This is a genomic window from Mycoplasma crocodyli MP145 (assembly GCF_000025845.1).
Taxonomy (GTDB): domain Bacteria; phylum Bacillota_I; class Bacilli_A; order Mycoplasmatales; family Metamycoplasmataceae; genus Mycoplasmopsis; species Mycoplasmopsis crocodyli.
The window spans coordinates 257,915-280,148 of the sequence record NC_014014.1 but is presented as its reverse complement, the minus strand read 5'-3'; the positions used below and the strand labels follow the sequence as shown (position 1 = coordinate 280,148).

Below are 22,234 nucleotides of genomic sequence, written 5' to 3'. Positions count from 1 at the left end.
TTAATATAAAAATACGTATTATTTACTATTTTTTAAATTAAATAAATTTTCTAAAAATCGCTATAAAATGAAAATATACCTTTTCATATTATTATTTTCTCATATTTACCAAAAAAATGAATAAATGCATTAATTTATCGATTTTAATGATTTTTATTTATAAAATCATTTAAAACTTATAATTTTATCTATGATGAATTATGATTACAAACTTAAAACAAAAGAAATCCCACTAACTCAGGGAGAAAAACAATTGATAAAATATTTTGATGAATATAAGGGTGATACATTTACAGATACAATAGTTGAGTTGGCAAAAAATGCCGATGTTTCAACTTCTACTATTTCTAGATTTGTTAAAAAAATATCATTTGATACATATAAAGATTTTTCAAAATACTTTAACGGAAGAATGAAAGAATTTAAAATTTCGAAGCAGAATGAACATTTAAGTCTAACCGATCAAACCGGTAAAATACTAGACAATTACACACAAAAATTAAACGATTCAATAAATAGTGATAATTTGGATAAAGTTACTGAAATAGCAAAATTAATCCTAAATTCAAATAGAATAATCCTTTTTGGAAGCGGATCAAAAAGTTCGGTGGCTACTGGTATGTCTGCAGAATTATCAAATGTTGGATTAACAGTTAACTTAGTTACAAATTTTAATAACCTTTTATCAATAGTAGCAAATGCAAAGTCAGGGGATGTTGTTATTGTTTATACTAATAAATCTAATTCACTTGAATTTAAATTTATTAGCGATTTTGCCAAAAACAAAGATATTAAAGTTATTATTGTTACAAGTGCTCCAGCTGAACAATTTAAGAAAATAGCTGATATTGTATTATCATATGGTTCAGTTTATTTCTTTAATAAATTTGTTACAGCTAGACATGATATTTTTGCTGATGTATTTACAAATATGATACTTATGGAAATTTTAAATTTATCTTCTTTATGTTCAATCAATTACAGAAGAGCACAAAGTGCTAGACAAAAATGAAAGGTTTATCAAAAAACAAAAAAGAGAACTGAAATCGAAGTTAACTAAAAAAATTGAAGCAATGATAAGCTTCAATTTTTATATATTTTTGTATGGTGTTTTGTGTTTTACAATAATTAAATTTTCTAGATTAAATTTACTTTTCAATTGTTGAAATATATCATAACAAAATACTTCTTCATCAAGGTGAGGAATATCTAGAATAGGTGCTTTTATTTGATCGTATACTATCCAATCACTTCATTTAATATCAGATGTAATTATTAATTCATATCCTTTTTTAGAAAATAAATTAACCTCAGAAATATAACCTGCACCAGATAAAATAGCTATCTTACTAATTTTCGTATCAAGTTGTGCCGTAGGAATATTAGTTCGAAATGCTTCCAAATTTAATTTATCTTTTATTAAATTTATCATATTATTTACTGATGTGTTATATTTAATTTTACAATCATAGCCATTCTCTTGAAAAACTACATAGTTTTGTAAATTTAGTTGTTTTGCAATTTGAAATGATGTACCTTCAAGTGCATAATCATAATTGGTATGAAATGCAATTACACTAATTTTATAATGCTTTAATTTGTTAAATATATCACGTTTATAAGGTGCTTTTAAATCCTCATCATCTCAAGTTTTTTCAAACTTAAAAGGGTGGTGAGTAATAATTAAATTGCAATTATTCTTAATAGCTTCTTCTAAAACTTTTTGGGTTAAATCAATAGCTAAAATTACACCAGTAAGTTTTTTAGACTGGTTAAATTTGACACTAAACCCGCTTGGATCTCATGGTTCTTTTGTGCTTAATGGATATTTAGAAAATAGAAAATCAACAACAGTTTTTATAGTCATTTAATTCTTAATAAAATCTCTTAAATGTCTTCCGTTTTTAGAAGAATTTTTTAGTTTTCTTAAGATTTTATTTTCTATTTGTCTAACTCTTTCTTTGGAAACTCCACCACGTTCTTTAGCTAATTCATCAAGTGAATGAACACGATATTTGTTACCTTCACTATCTACTCCAACTCCAAAACGTTTGCAAATTAATTCTCTTTCATCTCTTTCTAATGACTTATTAATTAATTCCAAAAGCAATTCACTAAGTTGTTCTTGCGATGCAAAATCAACAGGGGTCATAACACTGTCATCTTTAACAAAATCACTAAATGATGAATCATTTTCTTTACCAATTTGTTTATCTAATGAAATAGGATCAATGTTAATTTTTCTAATGTATCTAACTTTTTCCTCTGTATATTCATTACCAAATCGATTTGCAATTTGAGCATCAGTTGGTTCGTGTCCTAATTCTTGTTGTAATTCTCTTTCGATTTTCGTAATTTTATTTATTGTTTCTACCATGTGAACTGGAACTCTAATTGTTCTTGCTTGATCAGCAACGGCTCTTGTAATTGCTTGTCTTATTCATCATGTTGCATATGTTGAAAATTTAAAACCTTTTTCAACATTATATTTTTGCACAGCTTTTAAAATACCAGCATTTCCTTCTGAAATTAAATCAATAAAAGTAAGACCTCTATTTTTGTATTTTTTAGCATTATTTATAACCAAACGAAGGTTTCTCATAATAAGCTTATCTCTAGCTCTTTTACCTCTGAAACCACCTTTTTCCATTAATTTTGCTAATCTTCTTTCTTCGTCCGGTTTTAATAGTTCTCCATATTTACCAATTCATCTCATGTACCATTTTACAATATCATTAGTTTCAGTAAGTTTATTTGTTAAACTTTTTCCCGAAGCAATTTGAGTATCCTCAAGTAATACTTCTTCATCAGCAAATCTTTGTAAGTCAAGCGAATGAAGATCTAAATCATCAATTTCATCAAGTTGATATTCTTCATCATCTGCAGCCGCTTCATCAGTATCATCTTCTTTTTCATCCGATTCCTCAGATTCTAGTTTTAAATTATCAGGATTCATTAACTCTTCAACATCGAAATCTTCCATTTCGCCATCAATTAGATCTAAATCATCTTCATCATCGAAAAGGTCATCTTCTAAGTTAGTTGGTGCATCTAAATCTTCATCATCAAGATTTATGTTTTTAATTTTTTTCTTAATTGAATCTGGAATATCATCAAAGTCATCGTTTGTAACTTTATCTTCATCACCAGCATCAACTTCATCTTTTATTATTTTTTTTGAAATTAACTCTTCAAGAAGTTCATCAGCATCATCTTCGTCAACAAAAACATTAATCGAATCTAGAAAGGCAAAAACTTCCTCTTGATTAAGCGATTTCTTTTTGTTGTCTTTCATGAATTTTTTAATTAATGATAATATAGGTGTTGTATTGTTATTCATTTATCTTCTCCGAATTATTTTTTCTGGTTTTGTACCAATGTTGCCTTAAGTAGGTTTTTTTGAATTATTGGTTCATCTTCATTTTTTTCAAGTTGCTCCTTTAAAGCAAATTGGTTATACATTTTTTCAACTTTTGAAAGTTTAGATCTTAAATCTTTCTCTAATTCACTAGAAAAATCTTTTTTGTTTTTTACTTTATTATCACCTTCTGAATCTTGTGAGCCTTTAACAATATTTTCAATAGCATCGATGTCTATTGATATAGTTGTGATATTATCATAAGCTCTTTTTTCTTGAATATAATCTGATTCATTAAAATTATAATTATCAATTATAGCACTATTTTTGCAATCTGTATCAAAATCATCAACTGTATATTCAACACTCAAAGATCTTAAAAAAATGATTTTAAGTTTATTAATTAATTTTTGTTTAATTTCTTCATTATCAACTAACTCATAAATGCTCTTTATTTTCTGAATAAAAGCAAATTGATATTTATTTTTTAAGTCAAGTCCAAGAGGTTTTATTGAGTTATTAAAATAGATCGAAACTAGTTTAGGATTTTCGAGAAGAAACTTAACAATAATATTCATTGGATGTACATTATAAATCACATTTTTATTTTTATATTGTTTAGTTGAATTATATTGATTTGAACCTAAAAATATTTCACTGGTTTTTACATCATCAATGTATGAATTTATCTTGTTATCGAAGTTATTATGAACTTCATTGTTATGGTTTATTGAGTTTATATCAAAGCCAAGAGATTTGTTTATTTTGTTTGCAAAAAATCCTCTTAAATCATTGTCAAGTAAAAAGTAATAATTTGCAAATTCTGTGCAAAATGATTTTGCTTTTTGACTTGTTATTTCTTTATCGAGTCCATATGATTTTATTAATAAATCATAAATAAAATCTATCCCACTAGTCAAGTTATTTAAAGTATCCGTTAATGTTTTAGAGCCATAAAAATTTAGAATTTCATCTGGATCTTTTTTGTGATTATTAATAACAACTTTTACATTTATATTTTCCTTAATCAACATAAGTATAGTGCTTTTAGTAGCATTTAATCCAGCTGAATCATTATCAAGAAATAATATAACTTCATTATTTTTCAATAGATGTAAATGATGTTTACTTAAAGCTACACCCATAAGAGAAACTACATTTTTTACATCACATTTATATAAAGCAATTGTATCCATGAAACCTTCTGTTATTATAATTTGTTTTTTTAGGTTAATAGATTCTTTCGCATTAAAATAGTTATATAAAATAGAATTTTTTTTAAAAACATTTGTCTCAGGAGAATTAATGTATTTTGGTTTATCATCACCTATGCTTCTACCTGAAAAACCAATTACATCGCCTTGCTCATTACTAATAGCAAAAGTTATTCTTTTTCTTAAAATTTCATTGTTTTCATTATTAATTATCCCTGCTTTTTTAAGCTCAAATTCATTAAAAGCAAACTCTTTAATAAGTGTGTGTTTGATTCCGTTGTAAGGTGCAAAACCAATATTAAAAACATCTAAAATATTGGTTGTTAACCCACGTTTATCAAGATATTTTTTTACTTCATCATCATTAAAAATATTATTTTTATAAGTTAAGTTAGCCGCTTTTAAAGTGTCAATAATTAAAGTTTGTGTTTGGTTATAAATTGGTTTGTTTGATACTTTTAGAATATTCGAAAAATCATAATCATAATTAATTAATTTTGCCAAATATTCAATAGCTTCAATATACTTAAAATTCTTGAACTTCATCAAAAAAGCAATAGCATTACCACCAACATTACAACTAAAGCACTTAAATATTTGTTTTTCACTTGAAACGTTCATACTTGGAGTGTTATCAGAATGAAACGGGCAAAGACCGACAAAGTCCTTACCTTTCTTAGTTAAAGTCAAAAAGTTGCCTATAACAGCAACTATATCTGAACTATGTAAAATGTCATCTATTACTTCTTGAGGTATATTATTCATTCTTTTCCTTTATAAATAATTTTTTATATCATCAATTTTAATTCTTGTTTGATTCATTGTATCTCTTTCCCTAATAGTAACACTATCATCTTCAAGAGAGTCATAGTCAATTGTTATACAGTAAAAAGTTCCGATTGCATCTTGTCTTCTATATCTTTTACCAATTGAACCGGTTTCATCATATGTTGCTTGAACACTGTTTTCTATCAATTTATCAAAAATTTCTTTTGCTTTGTCTCCTAGTTTTTTAACAAGCGGTAGAATAGCAACTTTATAAGGACTTAGTTTTTTATTCAATCTTAAAACAATTCTAGTATCACCATCTTCAAGTTTTTCTTCTTCGTATGCTGCACATAAAATCGCAAGCATTAATCGATCTAAACCAACACTTGGTTCAATAATGAATGGGATAATTTTTTTATTTGTTTCGGGATCCAAATATTCAAGCGATTCATTTGTTGCACTCATATGAGCTTTGAGATCAAAATCAGTTCTGTTCGCAATACCTAATAACTCTCCTCAGCCAAAAGGGAATTCAAATTCTATATCAGTAGTTCCTGCTGAGTAATGAGAAAGTTCTTCTTTGTCATGCACTCTTTTTCTAATTAGTTTTGGAGATACTCCTAAATTAATAACAAAATCATAACATTTTTGAATATAGTATTCATATGTATTGCTTGCTAATTCAGGATAACAAAATACTTCAAGTTCCATTTGTTCAAATTCTCTTGTTCTAAAAATAAAGTTTCCTGGTGTAACTTCATTTCTAAAACTTTTACCTATTTGCCCTATTCCAAGCGGAAGTTTTGATCTTGTTGTTCTTAATACATTTTTAAAATTAATGAAAATACCTTGTGCAGTTTCTGGTCTTAAATAAACTTTAGACTTACTATCTTCGGTTACTCCTTGTTTGGTTTCGAACATTAAATTAAATTTTTTAATTTCTCCTCATGTTGCTTTTGACCCTTCATATTCCTTCATATGTTCATTTAAAAAAATTTGCATTTCTTCAAAAGTCATTTTTTCAGGAATAATATCAGGATTTATTTCTTGGATTAATTTATCAGCTCTATAACGCTTTTGGTTAATTTTGTTTTCGATTAATGGGTCAGAAAAATTTGAAACGTGTCCAGATGTAACTCAAACGTTTGGATTCATCAAAATTTTAGAATCTATTAAATGATTATTCGCTTCTTTTCAAATAAAATTTTGCTTTCAGCTATAAGCAATATTATCTTTCAATAATGAACCAAGTGGTCCATAATCTCATGTATTAGATAATCCACCATAAATTTCACTTCCTTGAAAAACAAATCCTGATGACTTTAAATGATTTACAATTTCAATCATGTTATTTTTTTTCATATTGTTATCTTTGCTATTTAAAACTATTTCTTGATTATTTTTTTTAGACATTTTATACCTCTATATTTTTATATTTTATATTATTAATTAATATTAGTAATATTTTATTTGTTTTCAAAACCAGTTTTATACAAATTGGCATATTGTCCATTATGCAGGATTAATTTGTCATGATTCCCTTGTTCAATTATTTGTCCTTTATCAATTACTATAATGTTATCAGCTTCTTTAATTGTGCTTAGTCTATGAGCAATAATCAACATTGTTCTATTCTTCATCATTTCTCTTAATGCCTTTTGAATTTGAAGTTCAGTTATTGTATCGATGTTTGAAGTAGCTTCATCTAAAATTATTATTGGTTTGTTTGCAATAAAAGCTCTAGCAATTGCTAAAAGTTGTCTTTGACCTTCTGAAAGAGATGAACCATTATGTTTAATGACCGTGTCATAACCCTTTTCAAGACTCATGATAAATTCATGTAAAGAACAAGCTTTGGTTGCTTCATAAATCACATCATCACTTACATTTTCGTTTGCACATTTAAGATTGTTTTTTATAGTATCTTCAAAAATGAAAGTATCTTGCATGATAATTCCTATGTGATTTCTTCAACTTGTTTGGCTTGTAGTTTTTATTGATTGATTATCAATTAAAACATCTCCTGATGTTGGTAAATAAAATTTTGAAAGAATTTTTGAAAGTGTTGTTTTACCGCAACCTGTTGCACCGACAAGTGCAGTGGTACTTGAAGGTTTAATATTAAAATTAATATTTTTAAGAACTTCAACATCTGGTTTTGACGGATAAGAAAAAGTAAGATTTTTAAATTCTATGTTACCGTTTGTGTAATTTAAATTTGCTAAATTATCAGGTTCTTTTTCGATTTCCGTGTTAGTAACATCCTTTATTCGTTGCCAACTACCCATACCTCTATACAAGACATTTGCTACGTCTATAAAACCTTGGAATCTTTCGGATGCACCTTGTACATAGAGAGATAAGGCAGCAATTGTTCCAAATGAAAAAGGTGCTATTCCATATGAAGGAATATTATTGAAGAAGAACACAAGAGATAAAATCATTACTAATAATGTATTAACATGTTTAAGTGCATTAAATAAAGTTCAACCACTAAATCAATACTTACTTGATGTTCATTCATTAGGAATAAGCGCTGAATTATATTTTTCAAACTTGTCTTTAACTTGTTTTGATTGTTGATGTAAATTCACTAAAGGTAATGCTTCAAGAATCTCTTCAAGATACCCGTTAAAATCACCAAGAGCTTTTTGTTGCTCTTTATAATAGTAAGATGATTTTCTCATTAAAAATAAACTTAAAAATGATGAAGTTGGCAAGGTTATGGTAACAATTAAAGCTAATATCGGAGCATATAAATACATCATTGTAAAGGCTATAAAGAAACCAAAAATAAATGATAATAATGTTGTAATTATCGAATTTATAGCATCGGTTAAATTAAGTGTATCATTAGTAATAGCAGACATTAGATCACCAGTTTTCTTTGTTTCAAAATAATAGATTGGCATATCTTGTATTATCTTGTAGATATCTTCTCTTAATCTAGTTGCTATTGTTACATAAATTCTATTTGAAATTAAGTTTAATAATATTCTAAAAAGAGTAGTCAATATATATGAACTTGCTAAAAAAGTTACAAACATAATATACATTCGGTAATCAAATGTATCGGCATTAAATTTTTCTTTTGTAAAAAATTTGTCAAATATAAATCCTATTAACCATGAAGATAAAAATAGAAACACTGTTAACAAAAGCGAGGAAATTAAGGCAAAAAGATATATTCTTTTTTTAATTTTTGCAAAAATTAAAATCTCTCTGATAAGTTTTATAATTCCGCCTGAATTTTTCTTATTCTTCATTTACAACCTCCCTTTGCGATTCATAAATATCTTGATAATATTTATTATTAGCAAGTAAATTTTTATGTGTATCAAAACCGACAATTTTACCTTTATCAAGAACTATAATTTTGTTTGCATCTTTTATCGATGAAATTCTTTGAGTAATTATTAAAAGTGTAGTGTCTTTTAGTTGATCCTTAATATTTTTTCTTACTTTTGAATCGGTGATATTATCAAGAGCACTAGTTGCATCATCAAGAATTAAAATCTTTGGTTTTTTAATAATAGATTGAGCTATTGCTATTCTTTGTTTTTGGCCACCGCTTAAATTGTTTCCTTTTTGTCCAATAATGTAATCATATTTATTGTCATATTCATTAACGAAATCAGCACATGATAAATTAACTGCTTTTTCAATTTCTGAATTATGAATTTCAGGGTTAGAAAAAGCCAAATTGCTTTTTAAACTTCCACTAAGCAAGGTTGGTTTTTGGTAAACCTTTGAAACGGTAGAATAAAAATTGTTCGAATCAATTAAATTTATGTCTTTATTATCAATTAGAATTTGACCCGATTTAGCAAGACATTCTCGAGTAATTAAGTGCGAAATTGTACTTTTCCCTGAACCTGTTTTTCCTATTATTCCATATGTTGAACCACTCGGAATTATAAAATTCATTTTGTTGATAAATGGTTCCTTTTCATCTTTATAATCAAAGCAAACATCTCTGAATTCTATTGATCCAGTTTCAACTTTTATGTCATTTTTTACAAAAGGAATTGTACTTTTATAGTTGATTAAATCATTAAATCTTGTTGCAGCAGCTTTTGCTCTAAAGATCCCGTTTATGTTGAATGATGTTTCAAAAACACCAGAAGCAATAAATCCCATATAGCTAGTAAACTGGAATAAAATACTTATTTGGTATGATACTTGATTAGGGCTAAATTGTTTAATGATAAAAGCCATAATTATAAAAAGAACAATTGAGCCAACACTAACCATAAGATCAATTATTGGTCAACTAACACTTGATAAAACACCAACTTTATTACTTAATGCTCTAAATTCATTATTTCTTTTTATATAATTATTTAATTGTCTATTTTCAAGGTTATATGACTTAATTAGAGAAATACCGTTTATATCTTGTTTGCTTAATTCATTAAGCTCATCGGTTTTCCAATTTTCCTTACGGTATAACGGAAAAAGTTTTTTTATAGCAAAAATAGAACCAGTTATTATAAGTGGGATCATGATTAAAATACTAATAGAGAGTGTAAGGCTGTAGTATAAAGAAAAAACTAATCCTCAAACTATATAAAATGGACTTCTTCAAATAACTCTTATAAATATGAAAATACCATCTCTTAACTTTGAAATATCATTACTAAAACGAGTAATAATTGTAGCATAAGAAATTTTATCTAAGTCAGATTTAGACAAAGTTAGAAGATGACTAAATAAAATTTTTCTATAAAAATATGCCGCATTAATACAAATATATGATGATATTTTAATTGCTATATAAAGTGTTGAAACAAATAAAAAGACAAATAAAGTTGTTAATATTGAAAGTGTAATAATGGGATCTAAATCACCGAAATAAATTTCTATTCCTAAAATATTTGGAGCCTTAACTTCATTATTGGCAACCATTTCGATAAATTGTCTTAGTAGGGTGGGAATTATCATTAAAAAAACTGGTTGAAGCAAAGAGAAAAAAATACATAGTAAAATGTATGGATATAGCCATTTAGGTAATTTAAACAACAATTTTAACATCGTTTCCTTTCTAAAATAAAAGACACATTATCATAAACATGTCTTTAGTAATATTTAATTTGTATATTTATTAGGATGTTCTTTTTTCATTTTAGCTATAAATTCTTTTTTAGGCATTGAACCATATTTATTCATTAATTCAATACACTCATCAAGTTCATTTAAAGCTCACTTAACATCTTCAAAACCATCTACACTTGTAATACCAGGACGTTTTCAGTTTTTGTATGTGCTAAAGAAGGTTTTAATTTGATCAAGAAATGGACGTGGTAAATCAGCTAATTTTTCGATCTTATCTAGTCTATAATCATCTGCGTGAACTGCTATTAATTTGGTATCAGTTTCACCATCATCAATCATTTTCATTGCTCCTATAATTTTTGCATTTAGCATTGAACCTGGAAGGAATTTTTCTTGTGAATATATAAGCACATCTAATTCGTCTCCATCCCAGTCAAGTGCATTAGGAATAAAACCATAATTGCAAGGATATAAAAAATCTTCTCTTAATATTCTATCAACAACAAGTTGATTAGTTTTTCTGTCGTATTCATACTTAATACGTGAATCTTTTGGAATTTCAACCTTAATTTCTATAATATTTTTCATACATTAATATTAGCACATTTTTAAATTCTTATTCATTAATATTTAACAAAGAAAAAAAATTTGTTTTATAATATAAAAAGCGATTTGAGAGGAAGAAATGAAGAATTTAAAATTAAATACAAATCACGTTTTGTTTAATACAAAAGAATTATTAACATTACAAGATAAAGTTACTAAAATTCACAATGATTTAGTTAAAAAAAATGTAGCTGAAAGAGATTGATTAGGTTGATTTGATCTACCTTATAATTACAATAATGAAGAGCTACAAGAAATGAAAAAAACAGCTCAAGAATGAGCTGACAATAACGTTGAAGTTGTTGTTGTTATTGGAATAGGTGGATCATATTTAGGAGCAAAAACTGGTTATGATTTTATATATGGTCAATACCCCACAAAAAGACCTTTAATGGAATTAGTTTTCGCTGGAAATGATGTATCAGCTGAAACATTAATAGCTAAATTAAATTATGTTTCAAATAGAAAGTTTGCAATTAATGTTATTTCTAAATCAGGAACAACTTTAGAACCATCAATAGCTTTTAGAGAATTTAGAAAATTACTTGAAAGCAAAATAGGACAAGATGCAAGTAAATATATAGTCGCAACCACCGATGCTAAAAAAGGTGTCTTATTTGATTTAGCAACTAAAAAAGGATATAAAAAATTTGTAGTACCTGATGATATCGGTGGACGTTTCAGCGTTCTAACAAGTGTTGGATTATTCCCGTTTTATTGTGCAGGGATAGATAGTCAAAAAGTTTTAGAAGGCGCAAAAATTGTTTGCAATGAATTAACAAGTGATAAAATCACTGAAAACCCAGCTTATGAATATGCAACAACAAGATATTTATTACATACTAAATTTAATTACTCAGTGGAAATGATGGTGGCTTACGAACCTAAGTTGCAATACTTTTGTGAATGATGAAAACAACTTTTTGCTGAAAGTGAAGGAAAAAACGGAAAAGGAATTTGACCAGCAAGTGGAATATTTTCAACCGATCTACACTCACTTGGTCAAATGATTCAAGAAGGTAGCAAAATCTTATTTGAAACAATATTAACTCTTCAAAATCCAATCAAAAACTTAACTTTTAGATCTGATGAATTAGATTTAGATAAATTAGGATATTTAGATAACAATAATTTACACAATGTAAATAACGTAGCTTTTGAAGCAACACTTAAAGCACATACAATCGAAGGAAAGGTTCCAAATATTCTTTTACAAATTAGACAATTTGATGAAGAAACTTTAGGATCATTATTTATGTTCTTTGAAAGAGCACTTGCTATGTCTGCTTACTTACTTGGAGTTAATCCATTTAATCAACCTGGTGTTGAAGTATATAAGAAAAATATGTTTTCAATGTTAGGAAAAAAATAATTAAGCCAAATGTGGCTTTTTTTATTCATGAATTAAAAATAAGAAAATATGCAAAAAAATTCCACATTTTTATTAAAAATCTTTAACTTTTATGTGTTTGTGAATTTAATATTCAAAGTATATACAAGTTATAAAAAATAGTTAATAATAATGTTAGGGTCTGAAAAAGCCCTTACTATATAAAGAAATTTTGAAATATTTCAAGAAAGGAAATGATGGATAAAATTGTTACAATGTGATCAAAGATGCCGACCGGTAAAAAGATTTATTCAATTTTATGAATTCTATTTGCTGTAATGTTAATAACAACAGTATTAGTAGTTTCGTTTAAAACACAAATTGGTAATTCCAACGCCGTTGCAGCAGTAGCTTTGATCTTCGTTTTAATTATGATGGCAGCCATCTTTACAACCGTGTTTGTTAATTCTCGGTTAAAAAAAGAAAAGAAGGGTGGTAAATAATGAATACAGCTACAACACAAACAAGTTCATTTAATCACTACTTCAGAAAAGCAATGGAAAAACTAGGTAGAGTTGGAAAAGCATTAATGTTCCCAATTGCTGTTCTTCCTATTGCAGCTATCTTACTAAGAATAGAGGCTGATATTCCTAATGATACAGCTTTCTCAGCAGCAATTGGATTTATGATCGTAAATGCTGGTGGAATAGTGTTTGATAACTTACCTATCCTATTTGCTATTGGATTAGCATTTGGATTTACAAAAGATTCTCGTGGTGAAGCAGCATTTGCTGGTTTCATTGCAATGGTTCTTCTAACTGCTCTTCTTTCAAATAAAGGATTACCTCACTTAATTTACAAAAACCTAGATTTAGGTGCAAAAGAAGCAGACGGTAAAAACGCAGAAGGAATAATGCAATATACTTATGGATTTAAAGCATTATTCGGTTCAAAATATAATGCTGTTATGGCATCTAACGTTCTTAACGGTATTGTTGTTGGTTCACTTACAGCATTCATATACAACAGAATCCACTCTGTTGATATGCCAAAATTACTAGCTTTCTTCGCTGGAAGAAGATTAGTACCTGCTTATACAATATTAGCAGTTATGATTTTTGGGGTTTTATGAGCAATCGTATTCCCATGAATCGCTTACTTAATTTACTTAATATCAGATGCTCTATATAAAGGAGCAAGCTCAGGATTTGTTGCTAGAGCTGGAATTATGGGAGCATATGGATTTATTAACCGTTTATTAATTCCATTTGGATTACACCACATTCCTAATAACTTATTCTGATTCCAATTAGGAGAATTCCCAACAGGAAAATTTGATGACAAAGGTGTTGCACTTTTAGCTCATGGGGATATCTTTGTGTTCTTAAATGGGGTTGCTAAAAATAACCCAGGTGGAATTTTCCAAGCAGGATTCTTCCCAACAATGATGTTTGGATTACCTGCAATGGTTGGAGCATTCTACTTAACAGCGCAAGGTAAAGAACAAAAAACAAGAGTATTAGCAATGTATGGTTCAGCAGCTCTTGTATCATTCCTATCAGGAATTACAGAACCTATTGAATTTGCATTTATGTTTGTTAGTCCATTACTATACTTCATACATGCATTATTAACAGGAATATTTGCATTTATTACTGGATTATTCGGTATTCAAATCGGATTTGGATTCTCAGCTGGATTTATGGACTATGTATTAAGCTTCCCTAAATCACAAGCTATTATTAGAGAATCAGATGTATTTATTAATTCTCCATTAAGAGCAGTGTTTGCAAACCCATTATGAATTCTTCCTATTGGTGCAGTTTGTGCAGGGGTATACTTCACAATAACATTCTTCATGATTAAAGGATTAAACTTAAACACACCAGGACGTGGAACAAACTTAATTGAATTAGCGGAAGATAATGCTGATGATGTTCAATTAAGTTCAAATTCAAATATGTCAACTAAAGCAAAATTAATAGTTTTAGGATATGGTGGTTGAGAAAACATTGAAGAATTTGCTAACTGTTCAACAAGATTAAGATACATTGTTAAAGATGGATCAAAAGTTAATGAAGCTTTACTTAAAAAAGCTGGAGCAATGGGAGTAGTTAGATTGAGTGATAAATCAATTCAAACAATAGTAGGGGTTGAAGCAGAAACAATCAATGGCGAAATCGTTGATAATAAAGGAACTGAATTAAAATAATTTTGTTCGCTTCAAAATATCGGGCAACCGATATTTTTTGATTCTTTAACAATAAAATTAAATTATTTTTCAAAACAATCTACAAATTACTATTTACAAACAATACTATAAGAAAGCATAATAAGAAAATAATAATTTTTTTTAAAAAATGAAAACTTACATAGTAAAATATGTCTAAATTTCTTTTGAATATTTAACTATTGACTTAAAAATTATTATAATTTGTTTATGGAAAAGAAAAATGAAAAAATATTTGGTTCGTCATATAGCGAACATTTAAATAACAACGATTCAAATTCATATATTATGGATTGAATAGAAGATAATCCTGAACTGTTGCTTAAAAATACAACCAAGGAATTGGCTACTTTAATGTTTGTTTCACAACCAACATTAATAAGATTTGCTCAAAAAATAGGGTTTTTATCTTTTAGAGAATTGCAAATATATGTAGCTAAGAGAATAACAGAGATAAACAATTTACCTACTAAAATAAAGGTAGGTCCAGAATTAAGTCTTAATGAAATAGTTCATAATGTAAATACATATTATGAATACTCAATTAAGAAAACAATGGAAGCTTATGGTAAAAATTATAGTGATATAACTGAATATGCTAAGGATTTATTAACTTGTGAAAGACATATCATTTTTGGTATTGGTAACTCAGGGATGGTTGCCGAATACTACGCACAAAACTTGAATAAAATAGGAATTTTTAGTATGGCGATAAACTCGATTCATGACTTTCTAGGATTTAATTTTTTATTAGATAGAAAACTTCATGTAACACTAATTTCAAAGACGTTTGATACAGTAGAAATTTTGAAAGTTAGAGATATATTAGAACGTCATAATATATGTTATACAATTTGAACAAAGAATTCAAAACTCGAGCATAAGAAAGCAAAACATATATTATTATATGATTCACTCAATCAAGAAAATAGAGTGAGTGCAATGGGTTCGAAAATATCATCGTTCTTTTTAGCAGACGTTGTCTTCTTGTATTTAGTTCTAAAAGTTGATCCTGATTTAGAGAACTTCTACGAGATTAATAATGAAATAAAAAGATGAAATCAAAACAAATAAAAAACGAGAAATTAACCTCGTTTTTTTCTATGGTTGGAAATCGTTAACTCCAACAAATGTTTGCTCTGTAGGTTTAGCAACTTCTCAGAATTTATTTTCAGATCTTCTTTTAATACCTTTTTGTCTAATGTTTTCAAGAAATACTCAAATTCTTGTACAAATGAATATTGATGAATAAACCCCTATTGCCATACCAAATAACATAACAATATTAAATGAAAAGTCTGTTGCATTTCCAAATGCTAATAGAATGATTAAAGCCGTCATTGTTGTAGCTGTTGTATAGAAACTTCTTTTAATTGTTTCGCTAATTGCAGTGTTAGCAATTTTCTTAATTGTAGCTTTTTCAAGAACTTTTCTGTGATAATTATTGATAATTATTTCTCTTATTCTATCAAATGTAACTATAGTATCATTAATTGAGAATCCAACTATCGATAGAATAGCCGCTATCATAATTGATGATAATTGTAATCTAGCTAAAATTATAAAAGCCACAACAACTAACAAGTCATGTAATAATCCAATAATTGCAGATATTGAGAATGTTCATCTCATTCTTACTAACGTATAAAGTACAATACCAACAAAGGCAATTGAAATGGCTAATAATGAATTTAACAACAATCTTTTTGCTTCTGTTGTTGATACAACATAATTAGTAATAGTGATGTTATTAAAGTTTTCATTAAGACCTTTTTTAATTGATAAGATGCTATCCGATAAATCTTGTGTTGATTTAATAATCAATGCTCAATTATCATGATCATTATCAACTCTTTGAAGTGAAATAATACTATCAACATCTTCTATTTTTCATGCGGCTGCATTTTGGATAATATAGTTTTTAATACTTTCTGCATCACTATGACTTAGAGAAACAAATTTTTCTTTGTCTCCAGCAATTGTAATATTTAATCCGCCTTTAAAATCTATGTTTCTTACTATTCCATCTCATATATTACTTTTACTTAACCCTATTGAAACAAATACAATAATTGAAGCAATAATAATTATCAACGAAACTAAAGCAAACCATTTAGCTTGTTTAACATAATCGAATCTTACATAAAGCTTATTAGAATTATCTTTTGCTATAAGTTTTTTATGAACTCCTAGGAGTCATAATTTTTTATCAAATCACCCTGTATTCACCAATAAAGATGATGTAAATCTCGTAAAAATTAACATAACAATAAGTGTAAATATTATTGAGAGAATAAGTGAAATACTAAATCCTCTTACATCCTTTGTTCCGAAATAGAACAATGTAAATGCAACAATTAATGTTGTTATATTAGCATCTATAATTGTAGAAAAAGACAATGAATTAGAATTCTTAAAGGACTTCTTAAGAGAGGAGCCGCTATAAAGATCTTTTTTAAGTCGTTCAAAGGTTATAATGTTTGCATCAACAGAAATACCGATACCAATTATTAATGCAGCAATTGTAGCAGGTGAATATTCACCTCTTAAAACTGTAAACATTAATAAAGTTAAGAATATATATAATGCAATTGATATAGTACTTAATGCACCTAATAATCCATAGTTCACAATCATAAATATCGATATCAAACTAAACACTATAAGTCCAGCTAGCATTGCAGATTTAAATGCAGATGTGTTTAAAGCTGAATCAACATAAACACTTGATAAAATATCTAAATCATATTTGCTAGTTCCATAATTAATATCATTAGCTAGTTCCTTAGCTTCTGTTTGTGTAAAGTTACCACTAACAATAACGGATTTAGTATTTAATGGTTGTGAAACAGCCGCTTCACTTATTAAATAGTCCTTCGCTCTGAATTCAGCTTCTTTAAGAACATTTCTAATTCTTTTTTTATTATTAGGATTTTCTTTTGTAGGATCAGGAACTTCTTGAACAGCCATATTATTAACATGAACAAAATTATATAAATTATGCCCACTAGCATCTCATTCAGTTGGAAATTTTGTTTTAGCTAATGTTAATAATTCTTCAATATTAATTCACATCAAAATAACATTTTGACCAGGATGTTTTTCTGAAATAAACTTTGTTGCTTTTGTTCATTCAGCTATAGCATCATTATCCTTTAAATCAATACTTACCGAATCTTTACCTTGGTGATCAATCATGTATTTAGCACCATTATCTGCAAAAGGTGGAATCCATTCTTTAGCATTTCCACTGTCTAATGAACCATGTGGATTAAACTCTCCATTTTTAAATAAAGGATTTATATTTAAATCAGTCATTGTTAAAATAGGTTTATCCGCTACTTTCGATTCAAATTCTCTTCTTTGCAAATCATTTAAACTACCACTTTTTGTTATTCTAATTTTTCCATCACCCTCACTTGAAACAGTAGTACCTGTTAAACCAGTTCCACCTGTAAGTCTTTCAAATAATGATTCTGAAACCTTGTTAGTTAAAGTTTTATCAGCATTTTGATTATCTTTTTTTACTTGAACCAGAACTTCAATTCCACCACCATATTCAATTGAACGGTTTGGATTTTTTGCAACATAGAATACACTACCAAAAACAATTGCAAAAACCGAAGAGATTAATGTAATTGATAAAATTACAATTCTCTTTCAGTTTTTTCATGTAAAAAAATCTCTAATGCGTTTCATAATTTATATATTATCATATTTTAAATATTTTAATAATAATTAATATTTGAATTAGATATTTTTTAAGGTATAAGAAATTCCTTCGTTTGTTATTTGCCTACCGCGTGATGATTTCTTTATTAACCCATAATATAGTAATATTGGTTCAACTTCATTTAGTAAGTTATCTTTTTCCAAATTTAATAAACCGCACATTGTATCTAATGAAGCTCATTTTTCATCAAATGAGTTCCTTAATAAATCTAAATACTCAATATGATCCTTAGTTAATCCGAATTCATATAATTCTAAATTATCAAAAGTTTTTTCGATAATTTTAAAATCTATTAATTCCTTGTTGTTGGCTATCTTAAAGTCATTCACTCTTCTAAGTAAATTATTAGCAATTCTAGGTGTCTGCCTTGAATAAGAACAAATTAGATTAGCTTCAGATTCGCCAATTTCAATTTTTAAAGCTTTTGCTGAATTTTTTAAAATTCTTACCAATTCAATAAGTTCATAATTATTTAATTTTGCAATAAAACCAAATCTATCTTTTAGTGGTTGACTTATTAAATTTAACTTTGTAGTAGCAGCTATTAAAGTAAAAGGTTTAATTTTCATTCTAATAGTCTTTGCATTTTCCTCTGTGCCTATCAAAATATCAAAAACAAAGTCTTCCATTGCATTATAAAGCAATTCTTCAATAACTTTATTTAGTCCATGAACTTCATCTATAAATAGAATATCACCATGATTTATTGTTGAAAGAATACTAACTAAATCAGATTTCTTATCGATGTTTGAAGCTTGTACATAATGAATTATTGCATTTTGTTCGTTTGCAATTATAGTTGCAAGCGAAGTTTTTCCAGTACCTGGTGGGCCATAAAACAAAATGTGATCTAAAACTCTTTTTTGAGTATTTGCACTAATTATCATTGCCTTTAATGTTTCTTTTATTTTGTTTTGCCCAATAAACTCCTTGAAATTACTAGGTCGTAGGTCTGTTTTCATGATATTTATTTGCAATTAATTTAATACTTTGTTCTACCATGTCTTCTAATTGTTCTGAAATTTTAATTTTTGAAAGAGCATAAGAAATTTGCTTTTCTTTAAATCCAAGCATTTTGAGCGATTCTGAAACATCAGATAATGCATTAATGTTTTTCGCTGTTTCATTGCTATTAGAAACATTCCTTATTTTCTTTCATTTATCTTGTAAACTTAAAATAATATTTCTAGCATTTTTTTCATTAACAAAATTTAATTTGCTCAAGGTTTCATAATTTGCACTAGCAACTAAATCAGCAACTGTTTCTCAACCGTTGTCCAATATATTCATTGCTATTTTAGCTCCAATACCATTTACATTAATAAGATCTAAAAATAATATTCTTTCCATATAATCCTTAAATCCATATATTGAAAATGTTTTAGCAAATTCATTATAAATATAAGCTAAGTGCATTTTTAATTTAGTATTTAATTCAAATCGATCAGCACAAGCTACTTGTATCATGTAGCCTGTGCCATAACTTTCTAATATTAAGTTTTTATTTTTTTTATAAACTATTTCTCCAAATTTATATATTGTCATTTTTCCTCCATTGCTTCTTTATTATCAAAATTATGAAAGTGAACAAAAAAAGGAAAAAAAATATCCAACCCGGATATTTTATTATTTAGCTTTGTCGTTAATTGATTTAAATCCTTCAACTTTTTTACCTTTGTAAAATCCACAAAATCTACATGTTACATGTTGTTCGATTAATTGTGTACAGTTTGCACAAGCAACTAAGTTAGGTGTTGCTAAAGCGTGGTGACTTCTTCTTTTGTGTTTACGTTGTTTCGAAGTTTTACGTTTTGGAACTATAGCCATTCTTCCTCCTTGATGTATTATTTATAAAAACGATATAAATATTATAACTTTAATTTGATAAAAACAAAGAACTTTTTTAACAAAAAAAATCATACAATATCTTTAGATATTACTTTTTCATTTCTTGAATAAATGTCAAACAAATAAAAGTTGAATGTTATAAATGTATCTAATTTTAATTTTTCTCTTTCCATGGATAATTTTAATCTCATCTAAATATTTATTATTTATAAATTCTGAAAAAGCTTTTTTGTCTGAAGTATTTCTTAATGAGAAGTACCAAGATGCTATAATGTGCAAATGTTGCATAAAAAGACTTTGAAATACTTTTTCTTGAAGTTTCATTGAAATATTGTTTTTTTCAAAATCTTGTTTCAAAACATTTAAGTTGATTTTATAAGCATCAGCAATTTGATAAAGTTTATTTGAAAAAGAATTATCAAATTTAGAAATTCTACTCAAAACACGGTTATAAATGATTGTGTTTTTTTCTGTAGATTTAAAGTTTTTACAATTTGAGAAAATATGTCCCATTGTTGCCATGTCTTCATAATTTCTACATAAAAACTGAATATTATTTTCCTTTAAAAAATTTAATCTATAAAAATTTGCTCAAGCATAGATTGTATTTTTTGAATAATATTTAAGTGCATTTTTTTGTTTAAGATGTGATTTTACAAAATTCAATACAAAAAAAGGTTTTTTTAAAAATGATAATTTATATAGAAAATTAGTAGCCATTATATCAGTATTGGGATCAAGTTTTTTCACACATTTTTCAATAGATTTTTTACTGACAAATCTATCGTCATCATCAATAAAAAATACAAATTCTCCTCTTGCTGCATTTAGTAAATTATTTCTAGATTGCCCTAGCCCACAGTTAGATACGGGTTTAATAATTGTAATTCTTTCATCTTTGTTAGCTAAATTTTTTAATAACTCATAAGTGTTATCTGTCGAGCAATCATCATGAATAATGTACTCGATATTCTTATATGATTGTTCTAAATTTTTTACTATCGTTTGTTCAAAAAATGTTGCAGAATTATAGACGGGAATTAATATTGAAACAAGTGGATTATATTTACTTTTATTTTTCATTCTAATATTATATAATAAAACCGAGGTAATAATGAAAATATTAGTTTGTGGTGGAGCCGGATATATTGGAAGTCATACGGTTTGAGCTCTATATGAAAAAGGCTACGAAATAGTAGTTTTTGATAATTTAAGTACAGGGAACAAGGAGTCAATTCCGTCAAAAATAGAGTTAGTTATTGGTGATATTACTAATAAAAATGATCTTGATAATTTATTTAAAAAACATAAATTTGATTGCATAATGGATTTTGCAGCAAAAATTGTAGTCCCCGAAAGTGTGTCTAAGCCGCTTGAATATTTTTACAATAATACAGAGGGTGTTAGATTATTAATAGAACAAATGAAATTGCATAAAATTAAGAATTTTGTTTTTTCATCAACTGCTGCTGTATATGGAAAAATAGATGGTGGGATTTGCAATGAAGATACAATTTTAAAACCTATAAATCCATATGGTGAGTCTAAATTATCAGCCGAAAAAATTATTCAATGGTGTTCTCATTCATATGATTTCAACTATGCAATTTTAAGGTATTTTAATGTTGCAGGTGCAGATCAAAAACTTAGAACGGGACTTAAAGGAAATAAACTTACTCATATAATTCCTATTATGACTAATTCAATGCTTTCACAAGAAATGTTTAACATTTTTGGTAATGACTACAACACTCCTGATGGAACTTGCATTAGAGATTATGTTCACGTAAGTGACGTTGCTGAGGCACATGTTTTAGCATTAGAATACTTATCGAAGCAAAATAAATCTCTTATTGTTAATTTAGGATCTAATTCAGGTTTTAGTGTTAAGGAAGTAATTGATGAAGGATTAAAATTTAAGAACTTTAACTTTAAATATTCACCAAGAAGAGATGGCGATCCAGATATGTTAATTGCTTCTAATTCTAAAATCAAATCATTACTTAAATGAAGTCCTAAAAAAACTTTAAAAGAAATGATAGAAACAGATTTTATTTTTAGAGAAAAAAATTATAAATAAATGCAACTAATG

The 22,234-nt window shown here is 27.2% G+C and carries 18 protein-coding genes; 5 read left to right on the top strand and 13 right to left on the bottom strand.

Annotated features, from left to right (window positions below; all coding sequences use genetic code 4):
• The first annotated feature begins 190 nt into the window (after positions 1 to 190).
• Positions 191 to 1,060: a MurR/RpiR family transcriptional regulator gene (locus tag MCRO_RS01385; RefSeq protein WP_013054179.1), complete on the top strand. Its 870-nt coding sequence runs from the start codon at positions 191 to 193 to the stop codon at positions 1,058 to 1,060.
• Between the two features lie 30 nt (positions 1,061 to 1,090).
• Here the strand turns inward: MCRO_RS01385 and MCRO_RS01380 are convergent, their stop codons facing one another.
• The 7 genes from MCRO_RS01380 to MCRO_RS01350 are packed head-to-tail and all read right to left on the bottom strand — an operon-like array spanning position 1,091 to position 10,983.
• A complete protein-coding gene (locus MCRO_RS01380) occupies positions 1,091 to 1,867 on the bottom strand; it encodes a Nif3-like dinuclear metal center hexameric protein (protein WP_013054271.1) in 777 nt (258 codons plus the stop codon).
• Positions 1,868 to 3,340 carry an RNA polymerase sigma factor gene (locus MCRO_RS01375; protein WP_013054143.1) on the bottom strand — a complete coding sequence of 491 codons (1,473 nt, stop codon included), beginning with the start codon at positions 3,338 to 3,340 and terminating at the stop codon, positions 1,868 to 1,870.
• 14 nt (positions 3,341 to 3,354) lie between these two features.
• Entirely contained in the window at positions 3,355 to 5,337 is a 1,983-nt protein-coding gene (dnaG, locus tag MCRO_RS03980; RefSeq protein ID WP_013054237.1) for a DNA primase, read from the bottom strand.
• A gap of 9 nt (positions 5,338 to 5,346) precedes the next feature.
• Positions 5,347 to 6,753, bottom strand: coding sequence for a glycine--tRNA ligase (locus MCRO_RS01365; RefSeq protein ID WP_013054718.1), 1,407 nt, complete (start codon positions 6,751 to 6,753; stop codon positions 5,347 to 5,349).
• A gap of 53 nt (positions 6,754 to 6,806) precedes the next feature.
• On the bottom strand, positions 6,807 to 8,606 hold the full coding sequence (locus tag MCRO_RS01360; RefSeq protein WP_013054799.1) for an ABC transporter ATP-binding protein: 1,800 nt from the start codon (positions 8,604 to 8,606) through the stop codon (positions 6,807 to 6,809).
• Entirely contained in the window at positions 8,596 to 10,374 is a 1,779-nt protein-coding gene (locus MCRO_RS01355; protein WP_013054420.1) for an ABC transporter ATP-binding protein, read from the bottom strand. The genes MCRO_RS01360 and MCRO_RS01355 overlap by 11 nt, the downstream gene beginning before the upstream one ends.
• A 54-nt stretch (positions 10,375 to 10,428) precedes the next feature.
• Positions 10,429 to 10,983 carry an inorganic diphosphatase gene (locus MCRO_RS01350; protein ID WP_013054625.1) on the bottom strand — a complete coding sequence of 185 codons (555 nt, stop codon included), beginning with the start codon at positions 10,981 to 10,983 and terminating at the stop codon, positions 10,429 to 10,431.
• A 97-nt stretch (positions 10,984 to 11,080) separates the two neighbouring features.
• Between MCRO_RS01350 and MCRO_RS01345 the strand changes: the two genes are divergently transcribed.
• Positions 11,081 to 12,373, top strand: a complete 1,293-nt coding sequence (locus MCRO_RS01345) for a glucose-6-phosphate isomerase (RefSeq protein ID WP_013054357.1) — start codon at positions 11,081 to 11,083, stop codon at positions 12,371 to 12,373.
• A 265-nt stretch (positions 12,374 to 12,638) separates the two neighbouring features.
• Here the strand turns inward: MCRO_RS01345 and MCRO_RS04125 are convergent, their stop codons facing one another.
• On the bottom strand, positions 12,639 to 12,776 hold the full coding sequence (locus MCRO_RS04125) for a hypothetical protein (protein ID WP_158300401.1): 138 nt from the start codon (positions 12,774 to 12,776) through the stop codon (positions 12,639 to 12,641).
• 57 nt (positions 12,777 to 12,833) lie between these two features.
• Here MCRO_RS04125 and MCRO_RS01335 point away from each other — a divergent pair, with 57 nt between their 5' ends.
• Positions 12,834 to 14,543: a PTS transporter subunit EIIC gene (locus MCRO_RS01335; RefSeq protein WP_013054318.1), complete on the top strand. Its 1,710-nt coding sequence runs from the start codon at positions 12,834 to 12,836 to the stop codon at positions 14,541 to 14,543.
• A gap of 228 nt (positions 14,544 to 14,771) precedes the next feature.
• Positions 14,772 to 15,635 (top strand): MurR/RpiR family transcriptional regulator, encoded by an 864-nt coding sequence (locus MCRO_RS01330; protein ID WP_013054362.1) that lies wholly within the window; start codon positions 14,772 to 14,774, stop codon positions 15,633 to 15,635.
• Between the two features lie 27 nt (positions 15,636 to 15,662).
• Here the strand turns inward: MCRO_RS01330 and secDF are convergent, their stop codons facing one another.
• The 5 genes from secDF to MCRO_RS01305 all read right to left on the bottom strand — a co-directional run bounded on the left by secDF (position 15,663) and on the right by MCRO_RS01305 (position 21,225).
• Entirely contained in the window at positions 15,663 to 18,260 is a 2,598-nt protein-coding gene (secDF, locus tag MCRO_RS01325; protein WP_013054520.1) for a protein translocase subunit SecDF, read from the bottom strand.
• A 51-nt stretch (positions 18,261 to 18,311) separates the two neighbouring features.
• A complete protein-coding gene (gene ruvB / locus MCRO_RS01320) occupies positions 18,312 to 19,256 on the bottom strand; it encodes a Holliday junction branch migration DNA helicase RuvB (RefSeq protein WP_013054490.1) in 945 nt (314 codons plus the stop codon).
• On the bottom strand, positions 19,234 to 19,839 hold the full coding sequence (gene ruvA, locus MCRO_RS01315; RefSeq protein WP_013054222.1) for a Holliday junction branch migration protein RuvA: 606 nt from the start codon (positions 19,837 to 19,839) through the stop codon (positions 19,234 to 19,236). Before ruvA ends, ruvB begins: the two co-directional genes overlap by 23 nt.
• Before the next feature lie 81 nt (positions 19,840 to 19,920).
• Entirely contained in the window at positions 19,921 to 20,121 is a 201-nt protein-coding gene (gene rpmF / locus MCRO_RS01310) for a 50S ribosomal protein L32 (protein ID WP_013054127.1), read from the bottom strand.
• A gap of 102 nt (positions 20,122 to 20,223) precedes the next feature.
• Positions 20,224 to 21,225 (bottom strand): glycosyltransferase family 2 protein, encoded by a 1,002-nt coding sequence (locus MCRO_RS01305; RefSeq protein WP_013054410.1) that lies wholly within the window; start codon positions 21,223 to 21,225, stop codon positions 20,224 to 20,226.
• A gap of 31 nt (positions 21,226 to 21,256) precedes the next feature.
• Between MCRO_RS01305 and galE the strand changes: the two genes are divergently transcribed.
• Positions 21,257 to 22,222, top strand: a complete 966-nt coding sequence (galE, locus tag MCRO_RS01300; RefSeq protein WP_013054369.1) for a UDP-glucose 4-epimerase GalE — start codon at positions 21,257 to 21,259, stop codon at positions 22,220 to 22,222.
• The last annotated feature ends 12 nt before the right edge of the window (positions 22,223 to 22,234 follow it).